This window comes from Arthrobacter sp. Z4-13 (assembly GCF_054792705.1).
In genome coordinates this window covers 3,489,807-3,514,519 of record NZ_CP096459.1, presented here as the reverse complement: position 1 = coordinate 3,514,519, position 24,713 = coordinate 3,489,807, and the positions used below count along the sequence as shown (strand labels likewise).

The following is a 24,713-nucleotide window of genomic DNA, read 5'->3' as shown; positions in this document are numbered from 1 at the left end:
TAAGCTACTGAGCCCCGGCTCCGGGCTGTGCACAAGCACCCGGAGCACTCCCAATCACGGAAAGACTCCCATGCCGCCACCTCCCCGGATCACCATCACCCAGGTTGCAGCTGAAGCCGGTGTCAGCACGGCTACAGCCGGGCGCGCCCTCGGTGGTTACGGTTACGCCAGCGATGAGGTCACGGCGCGGGTTCAAGCTGCGGCCCGGAAACTCGGCTATAAGCCCAACATGGTTGCCCGCAGCCTCGTCACGGGCCGAAGCCAAACCATAGGCGTAGTCGCCGCTGACATCGACAACGCCTTTTACGCCCGGGTCCTGCGCGGGATCGGCGACGTGGCAAGATCACGGGGGTTCGGCGTCATCCTCACCAACAGCGATGAAAATCTTGAACGCGAAAAGGAAGCCGTTCAGCTTCTCCTCGAAAAACGCGTTGATGGCCTCATCATCACTCCCTGCGATGTTCAGGGATCCGAACATCTGCGCAGTCTCATCGCCGGCGGCTGCCCAACAGTCCAAATAGACCGGGCAGCCTACGACCTGACGGCAGACTCAGTGACAGTCGACAACCGCGGCGCCGCCCGTGAAGCAGTCACTCACCTGTTGAAAGCCGGCCACCGGCGAATAGGAATCATCGCTGAACTTGAGCAAATCGACAATGGCAGCCTGGAGGACTTTGTAGCTAAGGCGGCCTTTTCCCCGGTGACCGCGGAAACGCTCTATCCAAGCTGGCAGCGGCTACTCGGCTACCTCGACGCCCACCGGGACGCAGGCATCCCCGTGCAGACCCAACTGATCAGCCGCGCCGGAGCTTACTCCTCGGAAGCCGCACGCCACGAAGCCATCCAGCTCCTCGAGTCCGATCACCGGCCTACCGCCGTCTTCACCGCCGACGGAACCATGTCCCAAGGACTCATGCAGGCCGTCGCCGACCTCAAGATCAGGGTCCCCAGCCAACTTTCCGTTGTCTGCTTCGATGACCTCGACTGGATGACATTCATGCAACCGGCGATAACATCCGTTCACCAGCCGGTGCACCGCATCGGCTCAATGGCAGCCGAGCTTCTCCTTGCCAGGATCGCCGGCGAGACATCCGTTCCAAGGCACAATGTCTTGGAAGCACGGCTTAATATCCGAGACTCGGTGGGACCTCCTCCACACCAGGCAGAGAACTAGGGCACACGGTCCGGACGGCCGGGCAATCGGGGAAGTGGTGGATGCGGCGGCGTCCACCACTTCCCGGCCTGCTAGTTCTGGGGCACGGGGGCCCAGGCACCCGTGCTCACGGCCTCCGGCGTGGCGACACCGGTGTCGAAGCGGTCGAGGCGGAACGACTGCAGCACCGGAGACGGGGTTCCTGTGAGGATCTCCTCGGCGAGGAGCTCACCGAGGATCAGCCCGAGCGTTGCGCCCGAGTGGGTGAACACGGTGTGCAGTCCCGGGATTGAAGGCACTGGACCCACTACCGGTTCGCCGTCGCCCGGAATGGGTTTCAGTCCTGCTCCCACTTGCTGCGCGGTCAGCCGGGGGTTCCCGGCGAGCACCTTCGATGCCTCGTCGAGCAAGCCCTGCACCGATTCATTGGGAACAGTGAAGGAACCGTCATCCTCAACAATCACCGACTGCTCTGCCCAATCGGCGTCGAGCACGAGCCGGCCGTCGGGCGTGGGCCGCACCGCGACGCGCGGGGTGTTGAGCACGGTTTTTACTTTGATGTCGATCGGATCGGTGAACAGCACGAAGGCGGCAGGTGTGGCATCTGGAACCGTTACGCCCAGGGCGGCGAGCTGGGCTGGAACCTGGCCGCCGGTAGCCAGCACTACCTGGTCGGCAGCCAACCGTGTCCCGTCGCCGAGTACCACGCCGGCTGCGGCACCGTTCTGCACGTCAACCCGCACATCGCCGGCGTGCTCGACGATGCGCGCGCCGCTGGCCACGGCCTCGGCCACGAGTGCCGGGATGAAATCGGGCATGTTCACCCAGCCTTCGCCCGGGTTGTAGATGGCTCCTTCTTCGGCCACGGCATCGGCGTTCACGTCGGGCGCGATCTGCGGCACGTCGGCGCGGTCGATCCAGACGGAGTTGTACCCGGTTGAACGTTCGAAGGCGAAGGTCTCACGGAAGGTTTCGGTGGGGCCTGCCCACTTCATTGCACCATCGAACCGGATGTAGCCGCGGCTCTCGGGGTGGTGCGCGCTCCAGGTGCGGTAGCGGTCAATGGCGAGCATTCGCAGGTAGTGGTATTCGGCGGAGCGGGCACCCGATGAGTTCAGCCATGCAATGGAACGGCTCGAAGCCCCGTTCGCGAGCGGCCCAGCTGTTACAAGTGTCACCTGCGCCCCGCCCCGTGCGAGGTGCATGGCGGTCGATGCGCCGAGGATGCCGCCGCCGATGACGGCGACGTGTTTGGCTGGGGTTGTGGAGGACATGGTTCTCCCTTTCTGGGTGTGTTTAAAAACGGTGATTCGCGCAGGAGTGCAATGGCACTGCACCTGAGCTGCTCGGCCCTGGCTAGGCGAAGGCGTGAATTTTTTCGATGGTGCTAAGGACTTCAAGGGACTCGGCGGGGTTGACGGGCAGCGTGCCCTCGCCGCGAAGGGCGGCGGCCAGTCCTGCGTAGAACTGGGGGTAGGCCCCGGTTTCTGGTCGAACGGGCGTCGTGGCACCGTCGATGCCCAGGACCCCCCAAGCGACCTGGGGCTCCATGCCATAGGAGGGGTCCAACGGGGACATACCCGCTGCAAGGTCCGGCTCCTGGCTGTCCAGGCCCCATTTGGTGTAGCCGGCCTCGGAACCCAGGACGTGGAAGCGTGGGCCCACCTGCGCTGCCATGCCGTTCATCCACAGCCTGGACCGGACACCGGATTCGTGTAGCAGTGACACAAAGGCCTCCGTGTCAGCTCCCTCCGGATGCGGGCCACGGTTCGCCGTCTCCCCGTAGCTTTCTTCGACCGCACCGAACAGTTGGACGGCCTGGTCGATCAGATGGGCACCAAGGTCGTGGAGGATTCCGCCGCCTTCCGGCAGGGAGGCGGTGTCACGCCAATTCCCGAAGCCTTCCGGCCGCCACCACTCGAAGCGCGACTCGAAGCTGCGGACTTCGCCCAGCGCACCGTCCCTCAGCAGCTTTTGGAGCGTCAGGAAATCCGCGTCCCACCTGCGGTTCTGGAAGACAGTGAGCTGGACACCGGCTTCAGTTGCCTGCGAGATGAGGCCTTCGCCTTGAACGGATGTGGTGACGAACGGCTTGTCCACGACCACGTGAAGGCCGTGGGCCATCGCCGTCGAGGCAAGGTCGAAGTGGGTGAGCGGCGGGGTTCCGAGGATTACCAGGTCAAGATCGCCGGAGAGGGCGAACAGGTCCTCCGGCGTTGGAACAACCCGGGCCTGAGGATAAATCCTGGCCGCCTCCGCAGCGCGGGCTGGATCAGCCGTGACAATCAGGTCCAGCGAGTAGCCAGGACCCGCTGCGATGAGCGGCGCGTGGAAGACTTTGCCGGAGACCCCGAATCCGACGACTGCGGTCCGAATGGGTGACGCTGTAACTTGTCGCATCAGAGTACTTCCGAGAGGAAGCGCTGGAGGCGTTCGCTCTTGGGGTTGTCGAAGAGGTCGCCGGGGGTGCCCGCTTCGACGACTTCACCTTCGTCCATGAAGACAACCTGGTCTGCGACCTTGCGGGCGAAGCCCATTTCGTGGGTGACCACGAGCATGGTCATTCCGCGGCGGCCGAGTCCTGCCATCAGGTTCAGGACGCCTTTGACGAGTTCCGGGTCCAGTGCGCTGGTGGCTTCGTCGAACAGCATGACTTCCGGTTCCATGGCGAGGGCGCGGGCGATGGCGACGCGCTGCTGCTGGCCGCCGGACAGGTCCCGTGGGCGGTGGTCGGCGCGTTCGGCGAGTCCGACTTCGGCAAGGCGGCGTCGGGCGCGTTCGCGCGCTTCGGCTTTGGGCATGCCCTTCACGCTCCACAGAGCCAGGGCCACGTTTTCCAGGGCGGTGTGGTCCGGGAAGAGATTGAAGTGCTGGAACACCATGCCGATGCGGGCGCGCAGGATGTCGGGGTTGACTTTCAGCGCGCTCTCGCCCGCCAGGAGCACGTCTCCGCTTTTGGGTTCATGCAGGCGGTTGACTCCCCGGAGGAGAGTGGACTTGCCCGAACCGGACGGTCCGATGATGCAGGTGGTGGTTCCCGGTTTGACGGTGAGGTTGACGTTGCGAAGGACCTCGATGTCCCCGTAGGCCATGGTGAGGTTCTTCAGTTCCAGGCTGGAGCCGTGGAAGGTCTCGATGTCTGGGGCTGCGTTGCTGCGTGAGGTGTTGCTGGCGAGGCTCATGTGTTGCTCCCGGTAATCAGCGGCGAGGCCGCGTCGAGTTCTGTGACTTCCTTCAGGCCGCTTGTAGGCGCTGTGGGGCGGCGCCGGCCGGTGCGGAACCTGTTGTCGAAGTAGTTGACCAAGTGGGTCAGGGGCACGGTGATGACGAGGTAGAAGATGCCTGCCATGACCAGGGGCGAAAGGTTGCCCGAGAGTACGGCGGCGTCCTGTCCAACGCGGAAGAGTTCGCGTTCGCTGACCAGCAAGCCCAGGAAGTAGACGAGGGAGGAGTCCTTGACGATGGCGATGAACTGGTTCACCAGAGCGGGCAGTACCCGGCGGATGCCTTGCGGGATTACCACCAGGGCCATGGACTTGGCGTAGCTCATGCCGAGGGCGCGGCAGGCCTCACCCTGGCCCTTGTCCACGCTTTGGATGCCGGCGCGGAAGATTTCGCCGATGTAGGCGCTGGCGATCAGGCTCAGGGCGATGATGCCCAGCGGATAGGGCGAGGGCCCGAAGACCGACTGGCTCAGCCGGGCAAAGCCCTGACCGATGAGCAGGATGGTCAGGATCGCGGGAAGGCCGCGGAACAGATCGGTGTAAATTCGCGCCGGAACGCGCAGCCATTTCGAGGGGGAGATGCCCATAACGGCGATCACCATGCCCAGGAAAACACCCAGGATGGTTGCCGCGATGGAAATGATCAGCGTGTTCAGGAGCCCGACTCCGAGGAGTTGCGGGAGGACTTCGGCCATCGCCTTGAAGTCGAAGAAGGTGCGGATAATGGTGTTGAACCAGTCCATGGTTGCTCTCAGACGTAGTTGGCTTATGAATCCCGGGCGGACCGCGAACGGCGGTCCGCCCGGTTAGGTGCAGCCGGCTGGTTCCCGGCCTGGTTTATTGAGGGGCTTACTTGCTTGCGGCCGGGGCCGGTGTGGCTGTCTGCTCGGCTTTGGGCAGGTATTGCTCAGGCATCGGGGAGCCCGGGAACCACTTCTGGTACAGCGTCTTCCAGGTGCCGTCTTCCATGGCTTCTGCCAGGGCTTTGTTCAGGGCCTGCTTGAAGGCGGTCTTGTCCTTGGCTACGGCGAAACCGGCGGGCGCGTCGAAGGACGGGATGTCCGCAACACTGACCATGCCGTGCTGCTCCTGGTAATCCTTGGCGGCTTCGTAGTCCAGGAAGTGGGCGTCAGCTGATCCGCTGTTCACCGCTGCGATTGCTGAGTTGTTGTCCGGGAACCGGACCAGGTTCGCGGTGGTGAAGTTCTTCACCGCGTAGGCTTCCTGCAGCGTTCCCTGCACCACGCCAAGGCGCTTGCCGGACAGGCCGTCCACGTCCTTGATTCCGGAATCCTTGGTGGTCAGGACCGTCAGGTAGCCGGCGAGGTAACCCTCGGAAAAGTCCACGGTTTCCTTGCGCTTTTCGGTGATTCCGATGGCGGCCACCCCGACGTCGAACTGGCCGTTGGCCACAGCGGGCAGGATCGCGGAGAAGTCCTGGCCGGTGAAGACGACATTGTCCACTCCGGCCCGCTTGGCTACGTCCTTGAAAAGCTCAACATCGAAACCCGTGAAGTTACCCTGCGCGTCGGTGAAAGTGTATGGCTTGGAGTCACCAAGGCTGGCAACCCGGACAGTGCCAGGCTCAATCAGTCCGTAAGGGTTGTCAGCTGACGAGGCAGGAGTTGACCCCCCGCAGCCCGACAGTGCCAAAAGAGCCGCGACGGCGGCGGCGACCATTGCCGCTGGGCGGAAGTTGAATCGTTTGCTCAAGGTTCTTTCCAATCGTGGGTGGCCCTTCGGCCTTCGTTGATAATTGCTTGCTGAGTCCGGTCTCAAGCGCTAGGGTTGAGACCGGACTCACATTGGGGTTGGTAAAAATGTAACTCAAGCCACATCGGCCGTCAAGGCCCCTTTGGAAAGGCAGAAATGAGCAGCAACAATTCCAGGCGCCGCGACGTCACGGTCGCGGACGTGGCCAAAGCGGCCCAGGTGTCCAAGGCCCAAGCCGCGCGGGCGCTGGGCAACTACGGGGCCGTGAGCGACGAAGTCCGGGAGCGCGTCCTGGCCGCCGCCGAGCAACTTTCCTACCGGCCGAATGAGCTCGCGCGCAGCATGAACACCGGAAAATCGCACACGATAGGCGTGGTGGTCGGTGACATTGAAAACCCGCACTTTGGTCTGGCCACCAGGGGTATCACCGACACTGCAAAGAAGAGCGGCTACAACGTCATCCTCGTGAACACCGACGAGGAACAGGCTGCGGAGGTCGATGCGGTCCAGGTCCTGCTGGACAAGCGGGTGGACGGCCTAATAGTGGCTCCTGCGTCATCGACTGAAACTGAGCATTTACAGCGTGTTTACGAGTCGGGGCGGCCTTTGGTCCTGCTGGACCGGGCTGCGAACGGACTCTCGGCAGTAACCGTCGCAGTCGACATGACTGATATCTCCTACGAGGCAACGAGGTACTTAATTGACTCCGGCCACCGCAGAATTGCCTTCATCTCCACATTGAAGTCCGACTCGCCGTTCAGCGCGGCGGCGGAGGTGGATTCATCACAGATTTCTGATCGCCTGGACGGCATGCGGCGGGCATTTTCGGATAAAGGACTGGCGTTCCCCCACGACCTGGTACGGCTCAATGCCGGCGATGCAGACTCCATCCGAAACATCACGCGTGAACTCCTCATCCTGCCGGACCCGGCCACGGCGGTCGTGGCATCAGATGGACTCATCGCCCTCAGCGTTCTGGGTGCCATGCAGGAACTTGAACTCTCCATCCCCAGGGACGTTTCATTCCTGATGTACGACGACTTCGCCTGGACACGCCTCACTACGCCGCCCCTGACAGTCATTGCCCAACCCGTCTATGACATGGGCGTCGCCGCTGCCACTGCTTTGATACGGCAGATTGAAGGACGGAAAGTACCTCACGCCGCGCCCATCCTCGAAGCGCGACTGATAAAGCGGGGCTCCGTAGGGTCACCTCGCGTCGCAGTACGCTTCTCCCGTCCGGAAACTGAGGCACAAGAAGTGCTCGTTCCCGACGTCGGCGAGCTGCACAATGAATGAAATCATCCGCACGGAACCCGCCCATTTTGTCGACAACGTACGTTGTCAGGTCGCGTCCGGGCCGGCCGCATCTGCAGCCGGCCCGGACGCTCGCTCAGTAAACCGGGATCAGCGCAGGTCGAAGCGGTCCAGTTCCATCACCTTCACCCAGGCCGCCACGAAGTCGTTGACGAACTTCTCTTTGGCGTCATCGCTTGCGTAGACCTCGGCGATCGCCCGGAGCTGGGAGTTGGAGCCGAAGACCAGGTCAACCGGTGTGGCGGTCCACTTCAGTGCACCGGTGGCGACGTCGCTGATTTCGTAGACGTTCTCCTCGTTCTCCGACGCCTTCCACTTGGTGCCCGGTGAGAGCAGGTTGGCGAAGAAGTCGTTGGTCAGGACCTGCGGCCGGTCCGTGAGGACGCCGTGGCTGGAACCGCCCACGTTGGTGCCGAGGGCGCGCATGCCGCCGATGAGCGCCGTCATCTCCGGTGCGGAGAGGTCCAGCAGGTACGCCTTGTCCAGCAGGAGGGTCTCCGGCTGGAGCTTCTCGCCGGGGCGCACGTAGTTCCGGAACCCGTCCGCCCGCGGCTTCAGGTACTGGAACTGCTCGACGTCGGTCTGCTCCTGGGCGGCGTCGGTGCGGCCGGGCCGGAACGGCACGGTGACGGCGAAGCCTGCGTCCCGCGCAGCCTTTTCCACCGCGGCGCAGCCGCCGAGTACGATCAGGTCCGCCAGCGAGACTTTCTTGCCCCCGGCTTGGGCTGCATTGAACTGCTGCTGGACCGTCTCAAGCGCCTGCAGCGCCGTCGTAAGCTGCTCTGGTTCGTTGACCTCCCAGCCGTTCTGCGGCTCCAGCCGGATCCGGGCACCGTTGGCGCCGCCGCGCCGGTCGGTCTTGCGGAAGGTGGACGCCGCGGCCCATGCCGTTCCGGCGAGCTGTGAGACGGACAGGCCTGAGTCCAGGAGCTGGGCCTTGAGTGAGGCGATGTCCTGTTCGTCGATGAGCTCGTGGTCCACTGCCGGGACCGGGTCCTGCCAGAGCTGGGCTTCCGGGACCCACGGCCCGAGCATGTGCGGGCCAACCGGGCCCATGTCGCGGTGCAGCAGCTTGTACCAGGCCTTGGCGAAGGCGAGCTGGAACTCATCCGGGTTCTTCAGGAAGCGCTGCCCAATCTCCTCATAGACCGGGTCGAAGCGCAGCGACAGGTCCGTGGTCAGCATGGTGGGCCGGTGCTTTTTGTTGGGATCATGCGCGTCCGGGATAATCTCCGGGGCATCCTTGGCCACCCACTGATGCGCGCCGGCAGGGCTCTTGACCAGCTCCCACTCGTACTCGAACAGGATCTCCAGGAAGCGGTTGCTCCACTGCGTGGGCCGGTCGGTCCAGGTCACTTCCAAACCCGACGTGATCGTGTCCGCCCCCTTGCCGCTGCCGTAGGTGCTGAGCCAGCCCAGCCCCTGCGCCTCGAGGTTGGCGCCTTCCGGCTCAGGACCTACGTGCGCGTCCGCGTCACCGGCGCCGTGGGTCTTGCCGAACGTGTGGCCGCCGGCAATCAGCGCAAAGGTCTCTTCGTCGTTCATGGCCATCCGCTTGAAGGTTTCGCGGATGAATGCTGCAGCGAGTTTGGGATCCGGGTTGCCCATCGGGCCCTCGGGGTTGACGTAGATCAGGCCCATTTCCGTGGAGCCGACCTCCTCCGACATCTGGCCCTCACCGATGTAGCGTTCATCGCCGAGCCAGGTGTCCTCCGGTCCCCAGAAGATCTCCTCCGGCTCCCACACGTCTTCGCGGCCGAAGGCGAAGCCAAAGGTCTTGAATCCCATGGACTCGAGGGAAACGTTCCCGGCCAGGACCAGCAGGTCCGCCCACGAAAGCTTCTGGCCGTATTTCTGCTTGACGGGCCACAGCAGCCGGCGGGCCTTGTCCAGGTTGGCGTTGTCCGGCCAGCTGTTCAGCGGCGCGAACCGCTGGCTGCCGTCCCCGGCGCCGCCGCGCCCGTCGTGGACGCGATAGGTGCCGGCGGCGTGCCAGCTCAACCGGATCATCAGGCCGCCGTAGTGGCCGAAGTCCGCCGGCCACCAGTTCTGGGACGTGGTGAGGACCTGGATGATGTCCTGCTTGAGCGCCTCGACGTCGAGCTTCTGGAACTCCTCACGGTAGCTGAACGTGGGGCCAAGCGGGTTGCCCTTGGAGTTATGGCTGTGAAGCACCGAGAGGTCAAGCTGGTTGGGCCACCAATCCGCGACGGTCCTCGGCCGGTGCCCCTTCGGTTCCGGCGAATCGATGGCCGGGTTTTCACTCTCACTGCCGTGCGAGGTGACGCTGCCATGCGCCACCGGGCATCCGCCTTCAACCTTGCTGTCCAGGCCTTGGGCACTTCCGGGGGTGGGGATCGGGGGGTGTTCCGGACGATCGGTCATGTGCTTCCTTCCATAAGGCCGAGGCCGTGGAGCGGACTCGGGCGGCCGGTTCAACCTTCCCATTTGAACATGGAAGGCGTGGAGGTGGGAGAGCCCGTCCGCCATGAGAGAAACGGCCGCATTGCCGTTGCACTTAAGTAATTCCCAGCTCCCGTTACGGGGGCCGCTAGTGTGCTGCGCCGAGCTCGATGAGAAGGACACCGCCGATGATGAGCCCCAGCCCGAGCATCATGATGGGGGTGATCGTCTCCTTGAAAAAGACGCGGCTGGCAAGGGCCGTCAGCGCGACGCCGGCCGCGGCCCAGATGCCGTAGGCAACGCCGAGGCTCATTCCCTGGTCCAAGGTCAGGGTGAGGAGCGTGAACGCCAGGAAGTACCCGACGCCGACAGGTACGTACCAGCGCCGCTTACCTGTGGGTGCGACGCGCAGGAACAGAGTTGCGGTCACCTCGGTGAGGATTGCCCCAGCCAGCAACAGCCACATCATGAGCGGGCCATTTCTTTTGCCGGTTCTTTTGCAGGCTCTTTATGCGATCCGAGTTCCACGCAGAGGACGCCGGCAATGACCATGGCGACGCCGATCATCATCACCGGAGTCAACGCTTCGCCAAAGATGAGGGCGGCCAGCAGCACCGTGAGTGTCACTCCCAACGCAGCCCAAATACCGTAGGCAACGCCGAGTCCCAGGCCTTTGCGGAGGACCGCCGCGAGGAAAGCAAAGGAAGCGGAATAACCGAGAACAACCACGATGAAGAATGCAGGGTTTTCCAACGCCGCTTTCAAGGAGAGGGACGCCGTCACCTCACTCAGGATCGCGCCGGCGAGGAGAAACCACTTCATGAAATTAGTCCTTGAGATTCGTTGGGGCTTGGTCCCCGTGAATGCAACGGCGCCAATGCTGCTGGTGTTCCCGGGCTTCCCACCCCGGCGACAACAATGGGAGCCCGGGACGCCTGGTTAAGCCTGGGGGAGGAGCTCCAACCCGGCCACCGCTGAGCTGCCGAGATCACTCCTGGTGAGGGCCTGCTGTGCAGTTAGGGCATCGGTCCACGTGTCAGTATCCGCTACTGCTGCCCAGTTCGAGTTCAGCAGCGTGAGGAGTGTCGTGTGCACGGTCTTCGCATCGGCGGAACCGGCATCGTTTGCAAGGTTGATGGCGCCGGTGGCGTCCGAGAGGACTTCGGTGGTGAAGCCGAGGAACTCTGCCTCCACGGCGGAGGCGAGCACGCAGTTGTTGGTCATGTAGCCCGCCAAGGTGACCGTATCGACGTCGTGCTTCCGCAGCCAATCGGCAAGGTCCGTGCCGGCGTAGACAGAGCCGTACTGCTTGACAAGTGACTTCCATTCACCGGTTTTGCGGCGTTCAATCTCGGGGTGCAGCTCGAAGCCTGGTGTGCCGGGTGCAAAGACGGGCGCACCTTCGCCGGCGGAGTGCTGGATGACGGCAATCGGAATGCCGGCGGACGTGGCGGCGTCCACTGCCTTCGCAATGGTGGGCAGGGACTCCTGGTGCGGCGGGTACTGGATTTCGAGGGGGCCGCTGAAGTACTGCTGCTGCACGTCGATGAGGATAAGGGCGCGGCGGGGGGTGCTCATGTTCTTGGTTCTCCCTGGATGTTCTCTTTGGGTGCCATCTGGCAACTGTTCCAGTCTTCCCGCTGCTGATCTCCGCCAACAGTGGCACGAAGGCAGATATACGATGGATTCGGGCCAGAGTAGCGGAAGGGGCCATGATGAGGATTGCGGTCTACGCCTTCGATGGGGCGACGATGTTTCACCTTGCTGTTCCGCAGATGGTTTTTGACGAAGTGGCCCGTCAAGGCCTTGCAGAGTGGAAGACCTTTCTTTTCGCTGATGACGAAGGTGAGGTCACAACCGCTGAGGGTTACCGGCTGGGCGAGGTGAAAGGGCCCGGGGCCGCGGAAGGGGCCGACGTCGTGGTGGTGCCTTCATGGTTCGACGACGGGCGCGTCCTCAGCGATTCGCTGCGGCAGGTGCTTCAAGGGGCGCATGGGCGTGCGGTGCCCATCTTGGGTTTGTGCCTTGGTGCGATTCCCGTTGCCGACGCCGGCTTGCTCGCCGGGCGCCGGGCCGTCACGCACTGGCAGGCTTTTGATTCCCTTGGCGGGCGGCACCCGGATATCGCCCTGGATCAGTCGGTGCTCTACATTGACCACGGGGATGTCCTGACCTCCGCCGGCACGGCCTCTGCGTTGGATGCCTGCCTGCACCTTGTGCGAACCAAGCTTGGAGCGGAGGCCGCGAACCAGGTGGCACGGAGCCTCGTTATCGCGCCGCACCGGGAGGGTGGGCAGGCGCAATATATCGAGCGTCCTGTACCTGCCCGCTCCACCGATGATCCAATTTCCCAATTGCTCGAATGGACCCTGGGCCGCCTGGGTGAACCGCTCACCATCGACCGGCTCGCCGCTCAGGCGCACCTGAGCCGGCGCACCTTTGTCCGCGCATTCCGGGCAGCAACTGGGACGACGCCGGCCGCCTGGATCCGCGCCCGCCGCCTTGACGCAGCCCGGCGGCTGCTCGAGACCACGGATCTGTCGATAGACCAGATCTCCGCCGACTGCGGATTCGCCAACGCCGCAACGCTGCGCCAAAACTTCGCAGCTGCGTTCTCCACAACGCCAACGGAGTACAGGCGCCATTTTGACGCCCGGGTTGGCTGACGAGGGCCCTGTTCCCGCGACCCATCTTTGGGGTAAGACATCATGGTCCAGGCCAGCCCGCTAGCTGCTGGTTAGGTCAAACTATCCGAGACCGCTCCAACCACGAGGACCGACATGACCGCAGAACTTTTACAGGGCATCGAGCGCTTCACCGTGACACAGAAGCTCACCTTGATGGTGAATCGCTATGAAATACGTTCCGTGGCCGGAGACGGGCAGGCCGGGCACCTGCTCGCCGTCGCCCAGCAGAAGCGGGCCGCTTTCAAGGAGCAGGTGACCTTCTACCAGGACGAGTCCAGGACCCTGCCCATCTTCTCCTTCAAGGCCCGGCAACGCCTCGACCTCGGTGCGACCTACGACGTGCTGGACGCCAGTGGACAACCGATCGGCAGCTTCCGAAAGGACTTTGCCAAATCCCTGCTGCGCTCGACGTGGCACCTCGAAGCGTCCGGACTCAAACTCACCGGGAGTGAACGCAGCGTTGGTGTCGCCATTGGCCGGCGCATTTGGGAAGCGACGCCGATTGGTGATGCGGTCCCTTCGCCCTTCCGTTTCCACTTCGACTTTGTGGACTCCAACGGAGAAGTGATCATGACATCAGAACGGGGGAAGTCCCTGCGCGACCGCTACCTCATCACCCTTCCCGGCGCACGACTCGACGGCCGGGTTGCCGCAGCTATGGCAGTCGCACTGGATGCTTTGCAGTCCCGATAGGCGCGCCAAAGCGTAGGACGAACGCGCTGCCGCCCGATGCTGGCGCTCTAAACCCAGCCCCTTGCCGGACCCTGACGTTATCCCGCGTCGTTGCCGGACTTTCGGTACAGATTGCGGGCCAGTGCCCTTTCGACGGGGCAGGTTGGCCACACCGGCGGCAGCAGGACCCGGACCGGGCCAACGGGCTCCAAGTCGGCTGTCACCGCATGGAACGGGGGAGTATCTGCTGCCGGTGGTGGAAGGTGAAGGTTGGCGAGCGAGGCTGGCTCAAGGTACAGGGCAGGGCGGAGATAGAGGCTAAGTTCCAAGTTCCGGTTCAGGGAACGGCCCTTGGCCAGGATTCTCAGCAGGGCACCGGTGGCTGGGGCGGTCAGGCATCCGTGCAGTTCAACAACCGCACAGCGCATCTCCGCGTCCACCCGGAGGACAGGTCGTAATTTGTGGACCATGCTTCAACTTCGAGAGGGAGGGTGGCGCCGGCCGCTTCATAACCGTCGAGTCTTGATCTAAGGCGAGAATGAGGTCAGTCGTTTTGAGGGCGCACCGGCCTCGAAGGGGAGCACTGATCGCTGATTAGCCCGGTGGCGGCACATTCACGCACATCACGGATGCCCTGAACAGCTGATTCCTTGCTTGGATACGGGCCCGACACCGCCACGACTGCCCCGTCATGAGACTTGAGCCTGAACGCGTAGGACGCGTGCTCGTCAATAAAGAGTTCGAATTTTCCGGTCATGGTTTACCCCTAAACCCCCGGGGCCTTGACCTCGGGATTACTTTTCACCAATGCAAACGCATCGTTGCGTTCCGGCCCCCCAGCCGCCCGATGCTTCAACGGTAGATGAGAAATCGGTTACTTACCTAGTACGGGCGATAGTACTGGCTCCTGTAACCGGCCAAACTTGCCCCACAACGGCTGCCGCTCCCAGCGGCGGTGCGTGGACCAGTTCATGTGGCGAAGCGGATCGGTCAGGCGAGGGAGAGGAAGAGCTTTTCGAGGTCTTTCCTGTCCATCGTTGCGTCCTTTTGGACGATGCACTGCTCCAGGCCCGTGGCAATGATGGCGAATCCGGCCCGGTCGAGCGCCTTGGACACGGCCGCGAGCTGGGTGACGACGTCCTTGCAGTCCCGGCCTTCTTCAAGCATGCGGGTGACGGCGGCGAGCTGGCCCTGAGCGCGCTTGAGCCGGTTGATCACGGGCGTCAGTTCTGAGGGATTGAGTTCCAAGGGATTCTCCAAAGTCGATAGCTTCCCTCAATCGTATACCCCCCAGGGTGTTTGACATACCCCAGGGGGTATCTGTAATACTCGGTGGGTATTCACATTCACCCCCTTTGAGAGGCCAGCAATGACTTCCCCTTCCATAGCACCGGCCGTTACCGCCCTTGATCCCGAGACCCTGTGCACCTGGTTTGACCAGCACGAGGACCTCGTGGTCATCGACGTGCGTTCCGCAGCAGAGTTCGAGTCGATGCACATAACCGGCTCCTACAACGTGCCCCTGCCGCTGCTGTCCGAGCACACCGACGAGCTCGCTGCCCGTCTGGGCTCCCGCGTTGTGCTGGTCTGCCACTCCGGAGCCCGCGCCGAGCAGGCACGCCAGCGCCTTGCCAAGTCCGGCATCGACGGCGCCTACGTCCTCACCGGCGGAGCACCCGGCTTCGCTGCCGCCGGCGGCGACGTCGTGAAGGGCAAAAACCGCTGGGCTCTGGAGCGCCAGGTCCGCCTCGCCGCAGGCTCCCTGGTGGTCCTGGGCCTGGTTGGAGGCAGGTTCGTCTCCCCGAAGATCCGCATTTTCGCCGGCGCCATCGGCACCGGACTGACCTTCTCCGCAGCCACCAATACCTGCGCCATGGGCCAGGCCCTCTCGGCTATGCCCTGGAACAAGGCCGCCAAGGAACCCACCCGCGAAAGCGCGATCCTGAGCCTTCCCGTCGCTGACGCCCGGGAGGAGGCCAAGGCCTCATGACCACCACCCTGGTCCTTGCCCTGTCGGTGGTCATCGGACTCTCACTCGGCGCCTTGGGCGGCGGCGGATCCATCCTGACAGTCCCGATCCTGGTCTACGTCGCCGGGTTCGAGACCAAGGAAGCCATCGCAGCCTCCCTCTTCGTTGTCGGCGTCACCTCCGCGGTCAGCGTGCTCAGCCACTCCCGCAGCGGCAGGGTGATATGGCGGACCGGCCTGATCTTCGGCGCCGCGGGCATGGCCGGCGCGCTCGTCGGCGGCCTCCTGGGCGGGCACATCCCCGGCCAGATCCTGCTCATCGCCTTCGCCGTCATGATGGTGGCCACCTCCGTGGCCATGCTTCGCGGCCGGAAAAAGAAGAACGACGACGGCGCCGCACCGGTCAAGCATGAACTGCCCCTTGGCAGGGTCCTGCTGGAAGGCGCCGTCGTCGGGCTTATCACCGGCCTGGTCGGCGCGGGCGGCGGATTCCTCGTGGTCCCGGCCCTGGCGCTTCTGGGCGGCCTGCCGATGTCCGTCGCCGTGGGCACCTCGTTGGTGGTCATCGCCATGAAGTCCTTCGCGGGACTCGCCGGATACCTCACCACCGTCCAGCTCGACTGGGGCATCACCCTCGGCGTGACCGCCGCAGCCATCGCCGGCACCCTTGCCGGCTCCAAACTCGCCGGCCGCATCCCGGAAGCCGCCCTGCGCAAAGCCTTCGGCTGGTTTGTCCTGGTGATGGGAACCTTTGTCCTCATCCAGCAGGCACCCGCAGACCTGCGGTTGTTCATCGCCGCTGCAGTCGCAGCCCTCACGGCAGCCACCGCGGGAATCTGCTGGTTCTTCATCAGCTCCTGCCCCCTGCGCAACCGCAGCGGCCGCCGGAGCAACGTACCCTCACCCGCCTGAACTGACACCCGCCAAGGAGAACACCATGGGCATCATCAGCTCCCTGAAGGAAGCCTTCAGCAAGCCCTATAAAACAGTCTCAGTCGCTGAGGCCAAGGATCTCCTGTCCTCAGGCGCCTCGCTGATCGAGGTCCGCTCCGCCCAGGAATGGCGCTCCGGCCGGGCACTCCAGGCCAAACACATCCCGCTGGACCGTCTGCAAACCAGCACCGCCGGAATCCAGAAAAACCGCCCGGTGATCGCGATGTGCCAGTCCGGGGTCCGCTCCGCTTCAGCGGCCCGGTTCCTCGCATCGCAGGGCTACGAGGCTTATTCCGTGCGCGGCGGCATGAGCGCCTGGAACCGCGCCGGCCTCTCCACCTCAATGCCGCCGGTCTCGAGGAAGTCATCCAGGCCGTGAAAAGCCTGGACCTGGACAAGCTCCGCGCCGATGCACAGCAACAGCCCTAACACCCACAGCAAAATTCGCTGGCACACCCAGCACTGCGAAATAGAGAACGACAAAACCACCCTCCACCCCTTATCCGAAGGAGATCACCCAAGATGCTTATCGAGCGTATTTACGATGAAGACCTGGCCCAGGCCAGCTACCTGATTGGCTGCCAGGCCAACGGCACCGCCATTGTTGTTGACGGCCGACGCGACATCGGCGTGTACCAGGATCTTGCTGCAAAGAACGGCATGAAGATCGTGGCCGTCACCGAAACCCACATTCACGCCGACTACCTCTCCGGCACCCGTGAACTGGCCGCAGCCACCGGCGCGAAGATCTACGTCTCCGGCGAGGGCGGACCGGACTGGCAGTACGCATTCGACGGCGAACGCCTCTACGACGGCGACACCATCACCATCGGCAACATCAGCATCCAAGCCGTGCACACCCCGGGCCACACCCCCGAGCACCTGTCCTTCCTGGTCACCGACGGCGCGTTCAGCGACCAGCCCGGCTACCTGCTCTCGGGCGACTTCGTCTTCTCCGGCGACCTGGGCCGGCCGGACCTGCTGGACGAGGCAGCAGGCGGCATCGACACCCGCTTCGAAGGCGCCAAGCAGCTGTTCGCGAGCCTGCGGGATAAGTTCCTGACCCTGCCGGACTACGTCCAGGTCCACCCGGCCCACGGCGCCGGCAGCGCCTGCGGCAAGGCCCTCGGCGCCATCCCGTCCTCCACCGTCGGCTACGAGCGGCTCTACGCCTGGTGGGGCCCCTACCTCGCCGCAAACGACGAGCAGGGCTTCATCGACGAGCTCCTCGACGGCCAGCCCGACGCCCATGCCTACTTCGGCCGGATGAAGCGCGAAAACCGTGAAGGCCCCGCCGTCATGGGAGAACGCGCTCCGCTCGAGGAACTGGACACCGCTGACGTCGCGAAGGACCTGGCGGCGGACAAAGTCACGTTCATCGACACCCGCCCCAACAGCGAGGTCCACGAAGGAACTGTTGCCCGTTCCCTGAACGTGCCGGCAGGCAAGTCCGTGGCCAGCTACGGTGCCTGGGTCGTGAACCCGGAGACGGATAAGAACCCGCTGGTACTCCTCGCCCCAGACCAGGAACAGGCTATGGACATGTGGGACCACTTGGTCCGGGTCGGGATCGACAATGTCGCCGGTTACGTCACCAGCATCGAAGGGCTCCCCATGACTACGCCGAAGCTGATCCAGCCCGAGGAACTCGACGGATTCGACGCCGCCATGGTCCTCGACGTCCGCAACAAGACCGAGCACACGGCCGGTCACATCCCCGGCGCGTACCAGCTCAGCGGCGGCCGCCTGATGTGGCACCTCGATCAGCTTCCCGCGCACGGCACCATCGTCACCTACTGCCAGAGCGGGTTACGCAACTCGGTCGCGGCCAGCGCCCTGCGCCGGGCCGGGTACGACGTCGTCGAACTCGACGGCAGCTACGCAGCCTGGACCGCTTGGCGGAACTCCGTACCCGCAGCCTAACCAGACGTCCCCCCAGACCGCCCGGACTGGTCCCCCTCCCTCTCGGGCAGCCCTGCCTATCCGGGGTTTGACCTGGAACCGAATGTCATCCTGCCGAAGCCTTGTCCTGTTTGCGGGCGTAGGCGCGATTGGCGCGTTGTCTGGCGCCACATCGTTCAGAGCACCACTGCCGCCTTGAGTGAGTCCGAAGCAGGAATCGATCGCACGGCTTGGAGGCGCACTGCGCGATGCGATGCGCATCCGGTCCGGCCAACAGTGAAGCCGCATCTTCGGTGATACTCGCCATTGCGTGATCGACGAGCTGTGTCAGCGGGTGGTTAGCCACCCGGGACAGCCCTTCGTCGGGGTCGTAACTCAGAGGCGCCGCGCTTGGCACCGCTGTCAGGGCGCGATTGATGGCGGCTAACGACGCAGGATCGGGGGCGATGCCCTCGGTGTGCGACTCCAGCAACTGTCGGAGGTGCCCCCTCACGTTCGTGAGTTTTAGTTGGCAATACTCCAACAACCCCGTCCCTTCAGGCGCGAGTTCCTGCGCCACCAGCCAGGCGGTGGCGTTTTCCGGGCTGTCGAGTTCATCGACCCGTTGCCCGCCGGGAAGGGTAACGATGCTGTTGGCCAGCGCCAGGCAGGGGTGCTCACTGGTTCCGGGGGCGGGAGGGAGTGGGACGTTCATGCTTCTCACGGTACCAGTTGGAGTTTGCCGTGATATTCCCGTACGGTGATTATCACGTCAAAAGATGTTATTTCCCGTGATTCAAGAGGTTTCTTCATGAGCAGTCCACACTCTTCCGGCACCGCCCCATTCGTCCTGTCGGTACTCGACAACGCCTTCACCGGGGTTGGCAGCTCGGTTCAGGAAACCTTCGACGAGATCATCGCCCTTGCGCAGCTGGCTGATCGGCGGGGCTTCCAGCGGTTCTGGATGTCCGAGCACCATGCAATGCCCGGCGCCTCGATACCTTCCCCGCATCTCATGGTGGCCCGGCTAACCGGCGAGACCGAGCGCATCAGGCTCGGGGCGGGCGGAATCATGTTGCCTAACCACGTGCCACTGGCCGTTGCCGAGCAGATCGGCATGCTCGACGCGCTGGCCCCTGGGCGGATTGACCTGGGGCTGGGCCGGGCTCCCGGTTCCGACGGAGCAACCGCTTCAGCCCTGCGCCGTCACCACACCGCGAACGACGAATTTCCCGAGCAAATCACAGAATTGCTTGGCTTTCTGAATAACGACTTCCCGCAAGATCACCCCTACCGCCACGTCCACGCGGTGCCGGGCCCCTGGCAGGCCGAGCAGAATCGGGTCCCGCACTCTGAGACCAGCGCTGACATTTGGATTCTGGGATCGTCGGTCTACTCCGCGCAGGTTGCCGCCAGGCTTGGCCGGCCATATGCCTTTGCGCTGCAGTTTGGCAGTGCCGATGTGCTCAATGCCATGCGGATCTACCGCGAGAACTTCCGCCCATCACGCTTCCTTGACGAACCGTACAGCCTGGTCAGCGTGGGGGCGATAGCAGATGAGGATCCCGCAGAGGCCCGTCGTCAGTCGTCCTCCACCGCCATGGCGATGTTGCGAATGTTCCAGCGCAAATCCTTCTCACTGCTTCCTCCCGAGGAGGTCGAGGCCTTCCAAGGCACTCACCAGGAACGGGAGATCATTGAGGAATACACCAACCGGGCACTTCATGGAACAGCGGCCGAGGTAGCATCCGGCTTGGAGGAGCTTCACCACCAAACAGGTGTCGACGAGGTGATGCTGGTTGTCCAGGGATATTCGCGCCGGGCTCAGGCACGCACCTTGGAATTAATTGCAGATCACTACGGCATGACCGCTGGCATCGGACGCCCTGAGGCGAGCCTCGCATTGAACCGCGGGTAGTGAAGTGAAGGCAGGTCTTCAACTGGGGCCAAGTTCCGTCGTAGCTGTGAACCCAGGGAGGATTAGTGTGCGGCCGCGAAGGCCGTGCCGTGTTCAGATTCCTGCCCGCCGGGGTTGCCGCCGCCTGCGGCAGGGAGGCTTGAGCCTTTCACGGTGAGGAGGCGTGAGAGTCTTTGGGCTGTGGAGACGACGGCGCTTGTCAGTTCCGTGGGCGGCGTTCCGGCTACGCGGTGGTTGGGAACCGTGACGGTAACCGATCCGCGAACTGCCCCGTTGACGAAGAAGGGGGCGGCGATGCCGTGCGCATCGGGGACCCGTTCGCTGTCCGTGGCTGCCCAGCCCTGGGAGCGGATAAGGCTAAGCTCCTGCGCTGAGGCTCCGGGCTCATTGCCACGTCGGGCGCTGACGTCCCCAGGCAGATAGGCGAGGATGGCTTTGCCTGCGGCTCCGGCGGTCAAGGGAATCTCCTCCCCTTCCTCCAAGACGTAGCGGACGTTCCGTGCTCCTGCGATTGTCCGCCCGATATGTGCCTCGCTCGTGTCCGGGTTGTAGAGCGCCAGGGTGGTGGTTTCGCCTGTTGTTGCACTGAGTTCGCGCAGATCCTCGTCGACCAGTTGGGGAAGGCTGTGGGCGGCGCCGAGTGACGCTGACCAGCGCAACAGTGTCGGTCCTGCCGTCCAAGCCCCATTGTGCAGTGTGATCACCAGTCCGACGTCGCGGGCGGATTCGGCAAGTCGGCGGGTAGCCACCGACCGGGTGCCCCACAAATCTGAAAGGTCTGCCAGTGTCAGTTCGGCCAACGGCTCAGAACAGAACGCGGTGATGATGGCAGCAATCCGATGAATGAGTGTGGAGGACTCGGTTCCAGGAAGGTCCTGTCCCGTGGTTCTGGTGGCGTCGTGGTGGGTAAGCAGGGATTCGAGCTTTCCGGCGGCTTCGGTGAGCATTTCTGCACCGGCTCCGATGTCTGATTCCTTGAATTCGTTCCGCGGCCTGGAGAGTGACAGGGAACCGAACAGCCTGTCGTTCACGGTGAAGGGAACGCCGATGCCTGCCGCGTCGGGAATGTGCTGTCCAATACTGACGACGGCGCCCACGGTGGCATAGCTCTGCAGGGCATTTTCTATCCGGGTGCGGCTGTCCATGGAGGCTTCGGTGTACTTCTTGAGTTCCTCCGGCAGTCCTGCCGTTCCGCGGCGGGTAAGGATGGCGAGCCCGAGGGCGCCGGCATGGGTTGGAAGTTTTGTCCCGGCTGGCAGGGTGTACCTGACTGGAGCATCGGGTTCCAGGGATGCCAGGACGAAGCACTGCTCCGGGTTCCCCGTTTCCACGGCCATCAGTGCTGTTGCCCCGGACTCCCGGCTCAGGCGCGCCAGAATAGTGGTGCCCTCGGCGAAGAGGGGATGACCTTTTTGTAGTGCAGCGGACAGGACCTTCAGCCGCGGCCCCACGACGTAGGCGCCGCTCGCATCCCTGGACACCAGACGTTCCTCGACCAATCGGCCAAGGATCCGGTTGACAGTGCTTCGGCTCGCGCCAAGTTCCTCGGCCAGTTCCCGGACACCCCATCCGTAGCCGGTGCGGCCGATGACTGCCTCTATAACGGCGACGACCTCCTTAGAGCCGTCCCGCTGCGCCGCCGCCTCGTCCTGTTGCCCCATATTTGAAGTATCCCACGGCATCGGCTGGCCTCTTTCTCGAGGCTGGCGGCGATCCCGCCTCCGCTTGACAGTGGCCTGGAACACATGCATTCTTGAATCAATCACCAAATGAGACAGTGTCCCATTTTTCTAAACTCCGAATAAGACAGAGAGGTCTTTTGATGACTACCCCAACGATTGCCACGCCGGATGCTGCGAGGCGGACCAAGGCTAAGAAGGCGACCGGTGTAGCCGCCTTCGGTACCTTCATCGAGTACTACGACTTCAGCGTCTACGGCTACGTCGCTGCGACGCTGGCAATTGTGTTCTTCCCCGGCGACGACCCTGTCATCGGCCTCCTGAACACCCTGCTGGTGTTCGGCTCCGCATTCATCGTCCGCCCGCTGGGCGCTGTCTTCTTCGGCCGCCTTGGGGACCGGAAGGGCCGCCGGACGAGCCTGATCGCGAGCATCACCTGCATGGGTGTCGCCGCGACCCTGACCGGCCTGCTGCCGGGTTATGCCCAGATCGGCGTCCTGGCACCGATCCTGCTGGTTCTGCTGCGCATGCTCCAGGGCTTCTCAACCGGAGGTGAAATCGGCGGCGCCGCCGCCTATATCCATGAGTGGGCTGCACCGAACCGCCGCTCCCTCTTCGTCTCCCTGATCCCGTCCGTCGCCCAGCTCGGAAAGGGCCTGGCCGCCGGTCTCGCCGCCCTGGCCGCGGCAATGATGCCGGCAGCTGACCTGGCAGCGTGGGGCTGGCGCATCCCGTTCCTCCTCGCCCTGCCCCTGGGCATCCTGTGCTTGGTCATGCGACTGAAGGTCGAAGACAGCCCGGAGTTCCAGGCCATCAACAAAACCACTGAAGGTACCTCCAAGGCTCCGTTCAAGGAAGTCCTGACCAAATACCCCAAGGCACTGGCCAAGGTCACCTCCATCTCCCTCGTGCAGAACCTCGGAACCTACATCGGCACCGTGTTCGTCGCCGTCTACTTCAGCGAAGTCCTCGGCTTCACCAAGGGAGAAGCATCCACGATCGTTCTCCTGGCGGTCCTCTTCGCCGCACTCCTGATCCCCATGGCCGGCCAGCTCGGCAGCCGCATCGGCAGCAGGAAGGTCCTGCTCTGGTCCTACGTCGCCTACGTCGCCATCACCATCCCCTCCTTCGCCATGATGAACCAGGGCTCGTTCGTCCTGGCCCTCCTGGGCCTGGGCATGGGCATCATCCCCTACGCCCTTTGCCAGGCCGGAACCTACGGCGCCATGCTCGAGTTCTACCCCACCCGCGTCCGCCACACCGGCGTCGCCTTCGGCCACAGCGTCGGGGCCGTCATCGGCGGCGGCGCGGGCCCCTACCTGGCCACGTACCTCATCGACCAGACCGGCAACACTTTCGTGCCCGCTTTCATCCTGGTTGGCGCCGGCGCCCTCGGACTGCTGGTGGTCGGCCTCACGGTCAGGGCCAACTCCGATCCTTCTTCCCATCTCTACCGTTAGGACCGGCACCGTGACCGAAATCTACATCTCCGACGTCATCCACGAGGACGTCCTGGCAGATATCCGCAAGAACGCGGGCGTGCACCTTGGCTACGGCCCCGACAAGGTCAGCTATCTCGACGTCAGCGAGATCGTGGACGCAGTGATCCTGCGGGCAGAGACCTTCACCCGCGACATGATCGAAGCCTCCCCCCGCCTCCAGATCATCGCCCGTCATGGAGTGGGCACCGACAATGTTGATATTCCTGCAGCGTCCGAAAACGGAGTCTGGGTCACCAGCACCCCGGGCTCGAACAGCAACGCCGTCGCCGAGCACGTCTTCGCTCTCCTGCTCTCCCTGACCCGCCGGATCGTCCCGGGCGCGAACCGCGTCCTGGCCGGAACCTGGGCCGAAGGCCGGGGGGACCTGGTCGGCTTCGAGCTGTCCGGCCGCACCGTCGGAATCGTCGGCTTCGGAGCCATCGGCAAGCGAGTAGCGGCCATTGCCCAGGCCTTCGGGATGCGGGTGCTCGCCTCAGACCCGATCGCCAGAGCCGAAGATGTGGCGGCCGCAGGCGCGGACCTGGTTGACCTGGACGCCCTGTATGGCGCGGCGGACATCATCACCCTGCACGCACCACTGCTGCCCGGCACCCGCCACATGATCTCCACCCGCGAACTGGCCCTCATGAAATCCACCGCGATCGTCATCAACACCTCCCGCGGTGGCCTGATCGATGAAGACGCCCTGGTCACGGCCCTGACCAACGGCACCCTCGCCGGCGCTGCCCTTGATGTCCTCGAAGCCGAAAGCATCGACATGAAGGACCCGCTCTCCAACAACAAGGTGCCCCTGCACGAAGTGCCCAACCTTCTCGTCACCCCCCACATCGCCGGCCAGACCAAGGAAGCATTCCAGGAAGCCGGCACCCGCTCATGGTCGGAAGTACGCGCCGTACTCGCGGGCGAACCCCCTGCCTTCCCGGTGAACGCCAACGACCTGCGCAAAGTCCCCGCCTGACCCGGCACACCAACTCAAGGAACCACACGTGTACATCAACGCTCCCGCCGAAAACATCACCGTTTACCCCGAATGGCCCCGCCCCACACAAGACCTGGTCCAGTCCCTCGCGGCCTACCCGCCCGCGCTGATCGGTGACGTGCGCAAGCGCATGGACATGATGTCCGCCGACATCCGCTGCCTCACCCCCGGAGCCCGCCTGGCGGGCACCGCGCTTCCCATCCAGGTCTGGGAAGGCGACAATCTCGCCATCCACCGCGGCCTGGACGAAGCCAAACCCGGAGACGTGCTTGTCATTTCAGGAAACGCCGCCATGAACCGGTCGGTGTTCGGCGGCATCCTCGCGGAAATCTGCTTCAGCAAAGGCGTCAAGGGCGTCGTCATCGACGGCGCCGTCCGCGACCTAGAGGAGATGAACGACATGGGCCTCGCCGTGTTCGCCCGCGGCACGGTGCCAGCCGGCCCCTCCAAGAACGGGCCCGGTTACGTCGGCAAACCCGTCGCCTGCGGCAACGTCGTCTGCAACCCCGGTGACGTCGTTATCGGCGACGGGGACGGCGTCGTCGTCATACCCCAGACTGAACTTAACGAAACCCTCCAGGCCCTGCCCGGCCAGGAAGATATCGAACGGCAGATCCGGTCACGGATCAAGGAAGCCCTCACGCATTAGCCCTCGGCAACCCCGCCACGAAGGGAGGCTGCGGC

General features: G+C 63.9%; 26 protein-coding genes. 12 read left to right on the top strand and 14 right to left on the bottom strand.

The features are described 5' to 3' along the window. The first annotated feature begins 70 nt into the window (after positions 1 to 70). Positions 71 to 1,174 (top strand): LacI family DNA-binding transcriptional regulator, encoded by a 1,104-nt coding sequence (locus M1E07_RS18035; protein WP_461187994.1) that lies wholly within the window; start codon positions 71 to 73, stop codon positions 1,172 to 1,174. Positions 1,175 to 1,245: 71 nt separating this feature from the next. Here the strand turns inward: M1E07_RS18035 and M1E07_RS18030 are convergent, their stop codons facing one another. The 5 genes from M1E07_RS18030 to M1E07_RS18010 all read right to left on the bottom strand — a co-directional run bounded on the left by M1E07_RS18030 (position 1,246) and on the right by M1E07_RS18010 (position 6,057). Further along, positions 1,246 to 2,427, bottom strand: a complete 1,182-nt coding sequence (locus tag M1E07_RS18030; protein WP_461187993.1) for an NAD(P)/FAD-dependent oxidoreductase — start codon at positions 2,425 to 2,427, stop codon at positions 1,246 to 1,248. An 82-nt stretch (positions 2,428 to 2,509) separates the two neighbouring features. Next, positions 2,510 to 3,553 carry a Gfo/Idh/MocA family protein gene (locus M1E07_RS18025; RefSeq protein ID WP_461187992.1) on the bottom strand — a complete coding sequence of 348 codons (1,044 nt, stop codon included), beginning with the start codon at positions 3,551 to 3,553 and terminating at the stop codon, positions 2,510 to 2,512. Further along, positions 3,553 to 4,335, bottom strand: coding sequence for an amino acid ABC transporter ATP-binding protein (locus M1E07_RS18020; RefSeq protein ID WP_461187991.1), 783 nt, complete (start codon positions 4,333 to 4,335; stop codon positions 3,553 to 3,555). Before M1E07_RS18020 ends, M1E07_RS18025 begins: the two co-directional genes overlap by 1 nt. Then, entirely contained in the window at positions 4,332 to 5,120 is a 789-nt protein-coding gene (locus M1E07_RS18015) for an amino acid ABC transporter permease (RefSeq protein WP_461187990.1), read from the bottom strand. The genes M1E07_RS18020 and M1E07_RS18015 overlap by 4 nt, the downstream gene beginning before the upstream one ends. Positions 5,121 to 5,226: 106 nt before the next feature. Beyond that, positions 5,227 to 6,057, bottom strand: a complete 831-nt coding sequence (locus M1E07_RS18010) for an ABC transporter substrate-binding protein (protein WP_461190431.1) — start codon at positions 6,055 to 6,057, stop codon at positions 5,227 to 5,229. Between the two features lie 189 nt (positions 6,058 to 6,246). On the opposite strand from M1E07_RS18010, the gene M1E07_RS18005 reads away from it, so the two are divergent. Further along, positions 6,247 to 7,389 carry a LacI family DNA-binding transcriptional regulator gene (locus M1E07_RS18005; protein ID WP_461187989.1) on the top strand — a complete coding sequence of 381 codons (1,143 nt, stop codon included), beginning with the start codon at positions 6,247 to 6,249 and terminating at the stop codon, positions 7,387 to 7,389. A gap of 108 nt (positions 7,390 to 7,497) precedes the next feature. On the opposite strand, the gene katG is transcribed toward M1E07_RS18005, so the two are convergent. From katG to M1E07_RS17985, 4 genes are all read right to left on the bottom strand, one after another. Further along, the gene (katG, locus tag M1E07_RS18000; RefSeq protein ID WP_461187988.1) at positions 7,498 to 9,792 is read right to left on the bottom strand and encodes a catalase/peroxidase HPI; all 2,295 of its coding nucleotides are present in this window, start codon (positions 9,790 to 9,792) and stop codon (positions 7,498 to 7,500) included. A gap of 166 nt (positions 9,793 to 9,958) precedes the next feature. Next, positions 9,959 to 10,279, bottom strand: coding sequence for a DMT family transporter (locus M1E07_RS17995; RefSeq protein ID WP_461187987.1), 321 nt, complete (start codon positions 10,277 to 10,279; stop codon positions 9,959 to 9,961). Beyond that, positions 10,276 to 10,632, bottom strand: coding sequence for a DMT family transporter (locus M1E07_RS17990; RefSeq protein ID WP_461187986.1), 357 nt, complete (start codon positions 10,630 to 10,632; stop codon positions 10,276 to 10,278). The genes M1E07_RS17995 and M1E07_RS17990 overlap by 4 nt, the downstream gene beginning before the upstream one ends. 117 nt (positions 10,633 to 10,749) lie before the next feature. Next, positions 10,750 to 11,388 carry an isochorismatase family protein gene (locus M1E07_RS17985; protein WP_461187985.1) on the bottom strand — a complete coding sequence of 213 codons (639 nt, stop codon included), beginning with the start codon at positions 11,386 to 11,388 and terminating at the stop codon, positions 10,750 to 10,752. A gap of 134 nt (positions 11,389 to 11,522) precedes the next feature. Here M1E07_RS17985 and M1E07_RS17980 point away from each other — a divergent pair, with 134 nt between their 5' ends. Beyond that, positions 11,523 to 12,476: a GlxA family transcriptional regulator gene (locus tag M1E07_RS17980; protein WP_461187984.1), complete on the top strand. Its 954-nt coding sequence runs from the start codon at positions 11,523 to 11,525 to the stop codon at positions 12,474 to 12,476. 114 nt (positions 12,477 to 12,590) lie between these two features. After that, positions 12,591 to 13,190: a hypothetical protein gene (locus M1E07_RS17975; RefSeq protein ID WP_461187983.1), complete on the top strand. Its 600-nt coding sequence runs from the start codon at positions 12,591 to 12,593 to the stop codon at positions 13,188 to 13,190. A gap of 77 nt (positions 13,191 to 13,267) precedes the next feature. Here M1E07_RS17975 and M1E07_RS17970 read toward each other — a convergent pair whose 3' ends face one another. From M1E07_RS17970 to M1E07_RS17960, 3 genes are all read right to left on the bottom strand, one after another. After that, positions 13,268 to 13,639, bottom strand: a complete 372-nt coding sequence (locus M1E07_RS17970) for a hypothetical protein (protein ID WP_461187982.1) — start codon at positions 13,637 to 13,639, stop codon at positions 13,268 to 13,270. Positions 13,640 to 13,713: 74 nt separating this feature from the next. Beyond that, positions 13,714 to 13,926, bottom strand: a complete 213-nt coding sequence (locus M1E07_RS17965; RefSeq protein WP_461187981.1) for a YegP family protein — start codon at positions 13,924 to 13,926, stop codon at positions 13,714 to 13,716. Between the two features lie 233 nt (positions 13,927 to 14,159). Then, positions 14,160 to 14,417 carry a metal-sensitive transcriptional regulator gene (locus M1E07_RS17960; protein ID WP_461187980.1) on the bottom strand — a complete coding sequence of 86 codons (258 nt, stop codon included), beginning with the start codon at positions 14,415 to 14,417 and terminating at the stop codon, positions 14,160 to 14,162. 121 nt (positions 14,418 to 14,538) lie between these two features. Between M1E07_RS17960 and M1E07_RS17955 the strand changes: the two genes are divergently transcribed. The 4 genes from M1E07_RS17955 to M1E07_RS17940 all read left to right on the top strand — a co-directional run bounded on the left by M1E07_RS17955 (position 14,539) and on the right by M1E07_RS17940 (position 17,993). After that, on the top strand, positions 14,539 to 15,159 hold the full coding sequence (locus tag M1E07_RS17955) for a rhodanese-like domain-containing protein (RefSeq protein ID WP_461187979.1): 621 nt from the start codon (positions 14,539 to 14,541) through the stop codon (positions 15,157 to 15,159). Next, entirely contained in the window at positions 15,156 to 16,049 is an 894-nt protein-coding gene (locus M1E07_RS17950) for a sulfite exporter TauE/SafE family protein (RefSeq protein ID WP_461187978.1), read from the top strand. The genes M1E07_RS17955 and M1E07_RS17950 overlap by 4 nt, the downstream gene beginning before the upstream one ends. Positions 16,050 to 16,074: 25 nt before the next feature. After that, positions 16,075 to 16,449 carry a rhodanese-like domain-containing protein gene (locus M1E07_RS17945; RefSeq protein ID WP_461187977.1) on the top strand — a complete coding sequence of 125 codons (375 nt, stop codon included), beginning with the start codon at positions 16,075 to 16,077 and terminating at the stop codon, positions 16,447 to 16,449. Between the two features lie 143 nt (positions 16,450 to 16,592). After that, complete coding sequence (locus M1E07_RS17940) at positions 16,593 to 17,993, top strand: MBL fold metallo-hydrolase (protein WP_461187976.1); 1,401 nt, start codon at positions 16,593 to 16,595, stop codon at positions 17,991 to 17,993. 85 nt (positions 17,994 to 18,078) lie between these two features. On the opposite strand, the gene M1E07_RS17935 is transcribed toward M1E07_RS17940, so the two are convergent. Next, a complete protein-coding gene (locus tag M1E07_RS17935) occupies positions 18,079 to 18,666 on the bottom strand; it encodes a CGNR zinc finger domain-containing protein (RefSeq protein ID WP_461187975.1) in 588 nt (195 codons plus the stop codon). A 96-nt stretch (positions 18,667 to 18,762) separates the two neighbouring features. Here M1E07_RS17935 and M1E07_RS17930 point away from each other — a divergent pair, with 96 nt between their 5' ends. Beyond that, positions 18,763 to 19,869: an LLM class flavin-dependent oxidoreductase gene (locus M1E07_RS17930; RefSeq protein WP_461187974.1), complete on the top strand. Its 1,107-nt coding sequence runs from the start codon at positions 18,763 to 18,765 to the stop codon at positions 19,867 to 19,869. Positions 19,870 to 19,931: 62 nt separating this feature from the next. On the opposite strand, the gene M1E07_RS17925 is transcribed toward M1E07_RS17930, so the two are convergent. Continuing rightward, positions 19,932 to 21,530, bottom strand: coding sequence for an IclR family transcriptional regulator (locus M1E07_RS17925; RefSeq protein WP_461187973.1), 1,599 nt, complete (start codon positions 21,528 to 21,530; stop codon positions 19,932 to 19,934). A gap of 161 nt (positions 21,531 to 21,691) precedes the next feature. Here M1E07_RS17925 and M1E07_RS17920 point away from each other — a divergent pair, with 161 nt between their 5' ends. From M1E07_RS17920 to M1E07_RS17910, 3 genes are read left to right on the top strand one after another with little or no spacing between them, the layout of a single operon-like run. Then, positions 21,692 to 23,008: an MFS transporter gene (locus M1E07_RS17920; protein ID WP_461187972.1), complete on the top strand. Its 1,317-nt coding sequence runs from the start codon at positions 21,692 to 21,694 to the stop codon at positions 23,006 to 23,008. 10 nt (positions 23,009 to 23,018) lie between these two features. Next, positions 23,019 to 24,008 carry a hydroxyacid dehydrogenase gene (locus tag M1E07_RS17915; protein WP_461187971.1) on the top strand — a complete coding sequence of 330 codons (990 nt, stop codon included), beginning with the start codon at positions 23,019 to 23,021 and terminating at the stop codon, positions 24,006 to 24,008. 28 nt (positions 24,009 to 24,036) lie between these two features. Further along, positions 24,037 to 24,678: an RraA family protein gene (locus M1E07_RS17910; protein WP_461187970.1), complete on the top strand. Its 642-nt coding sequence runs from the start codon at positions 24,037 to 24,039 to the stop codon at positions 24,676 to 24,678. Positions 24,679 to 24,713 lie beyond the last annotated feature (35 nt).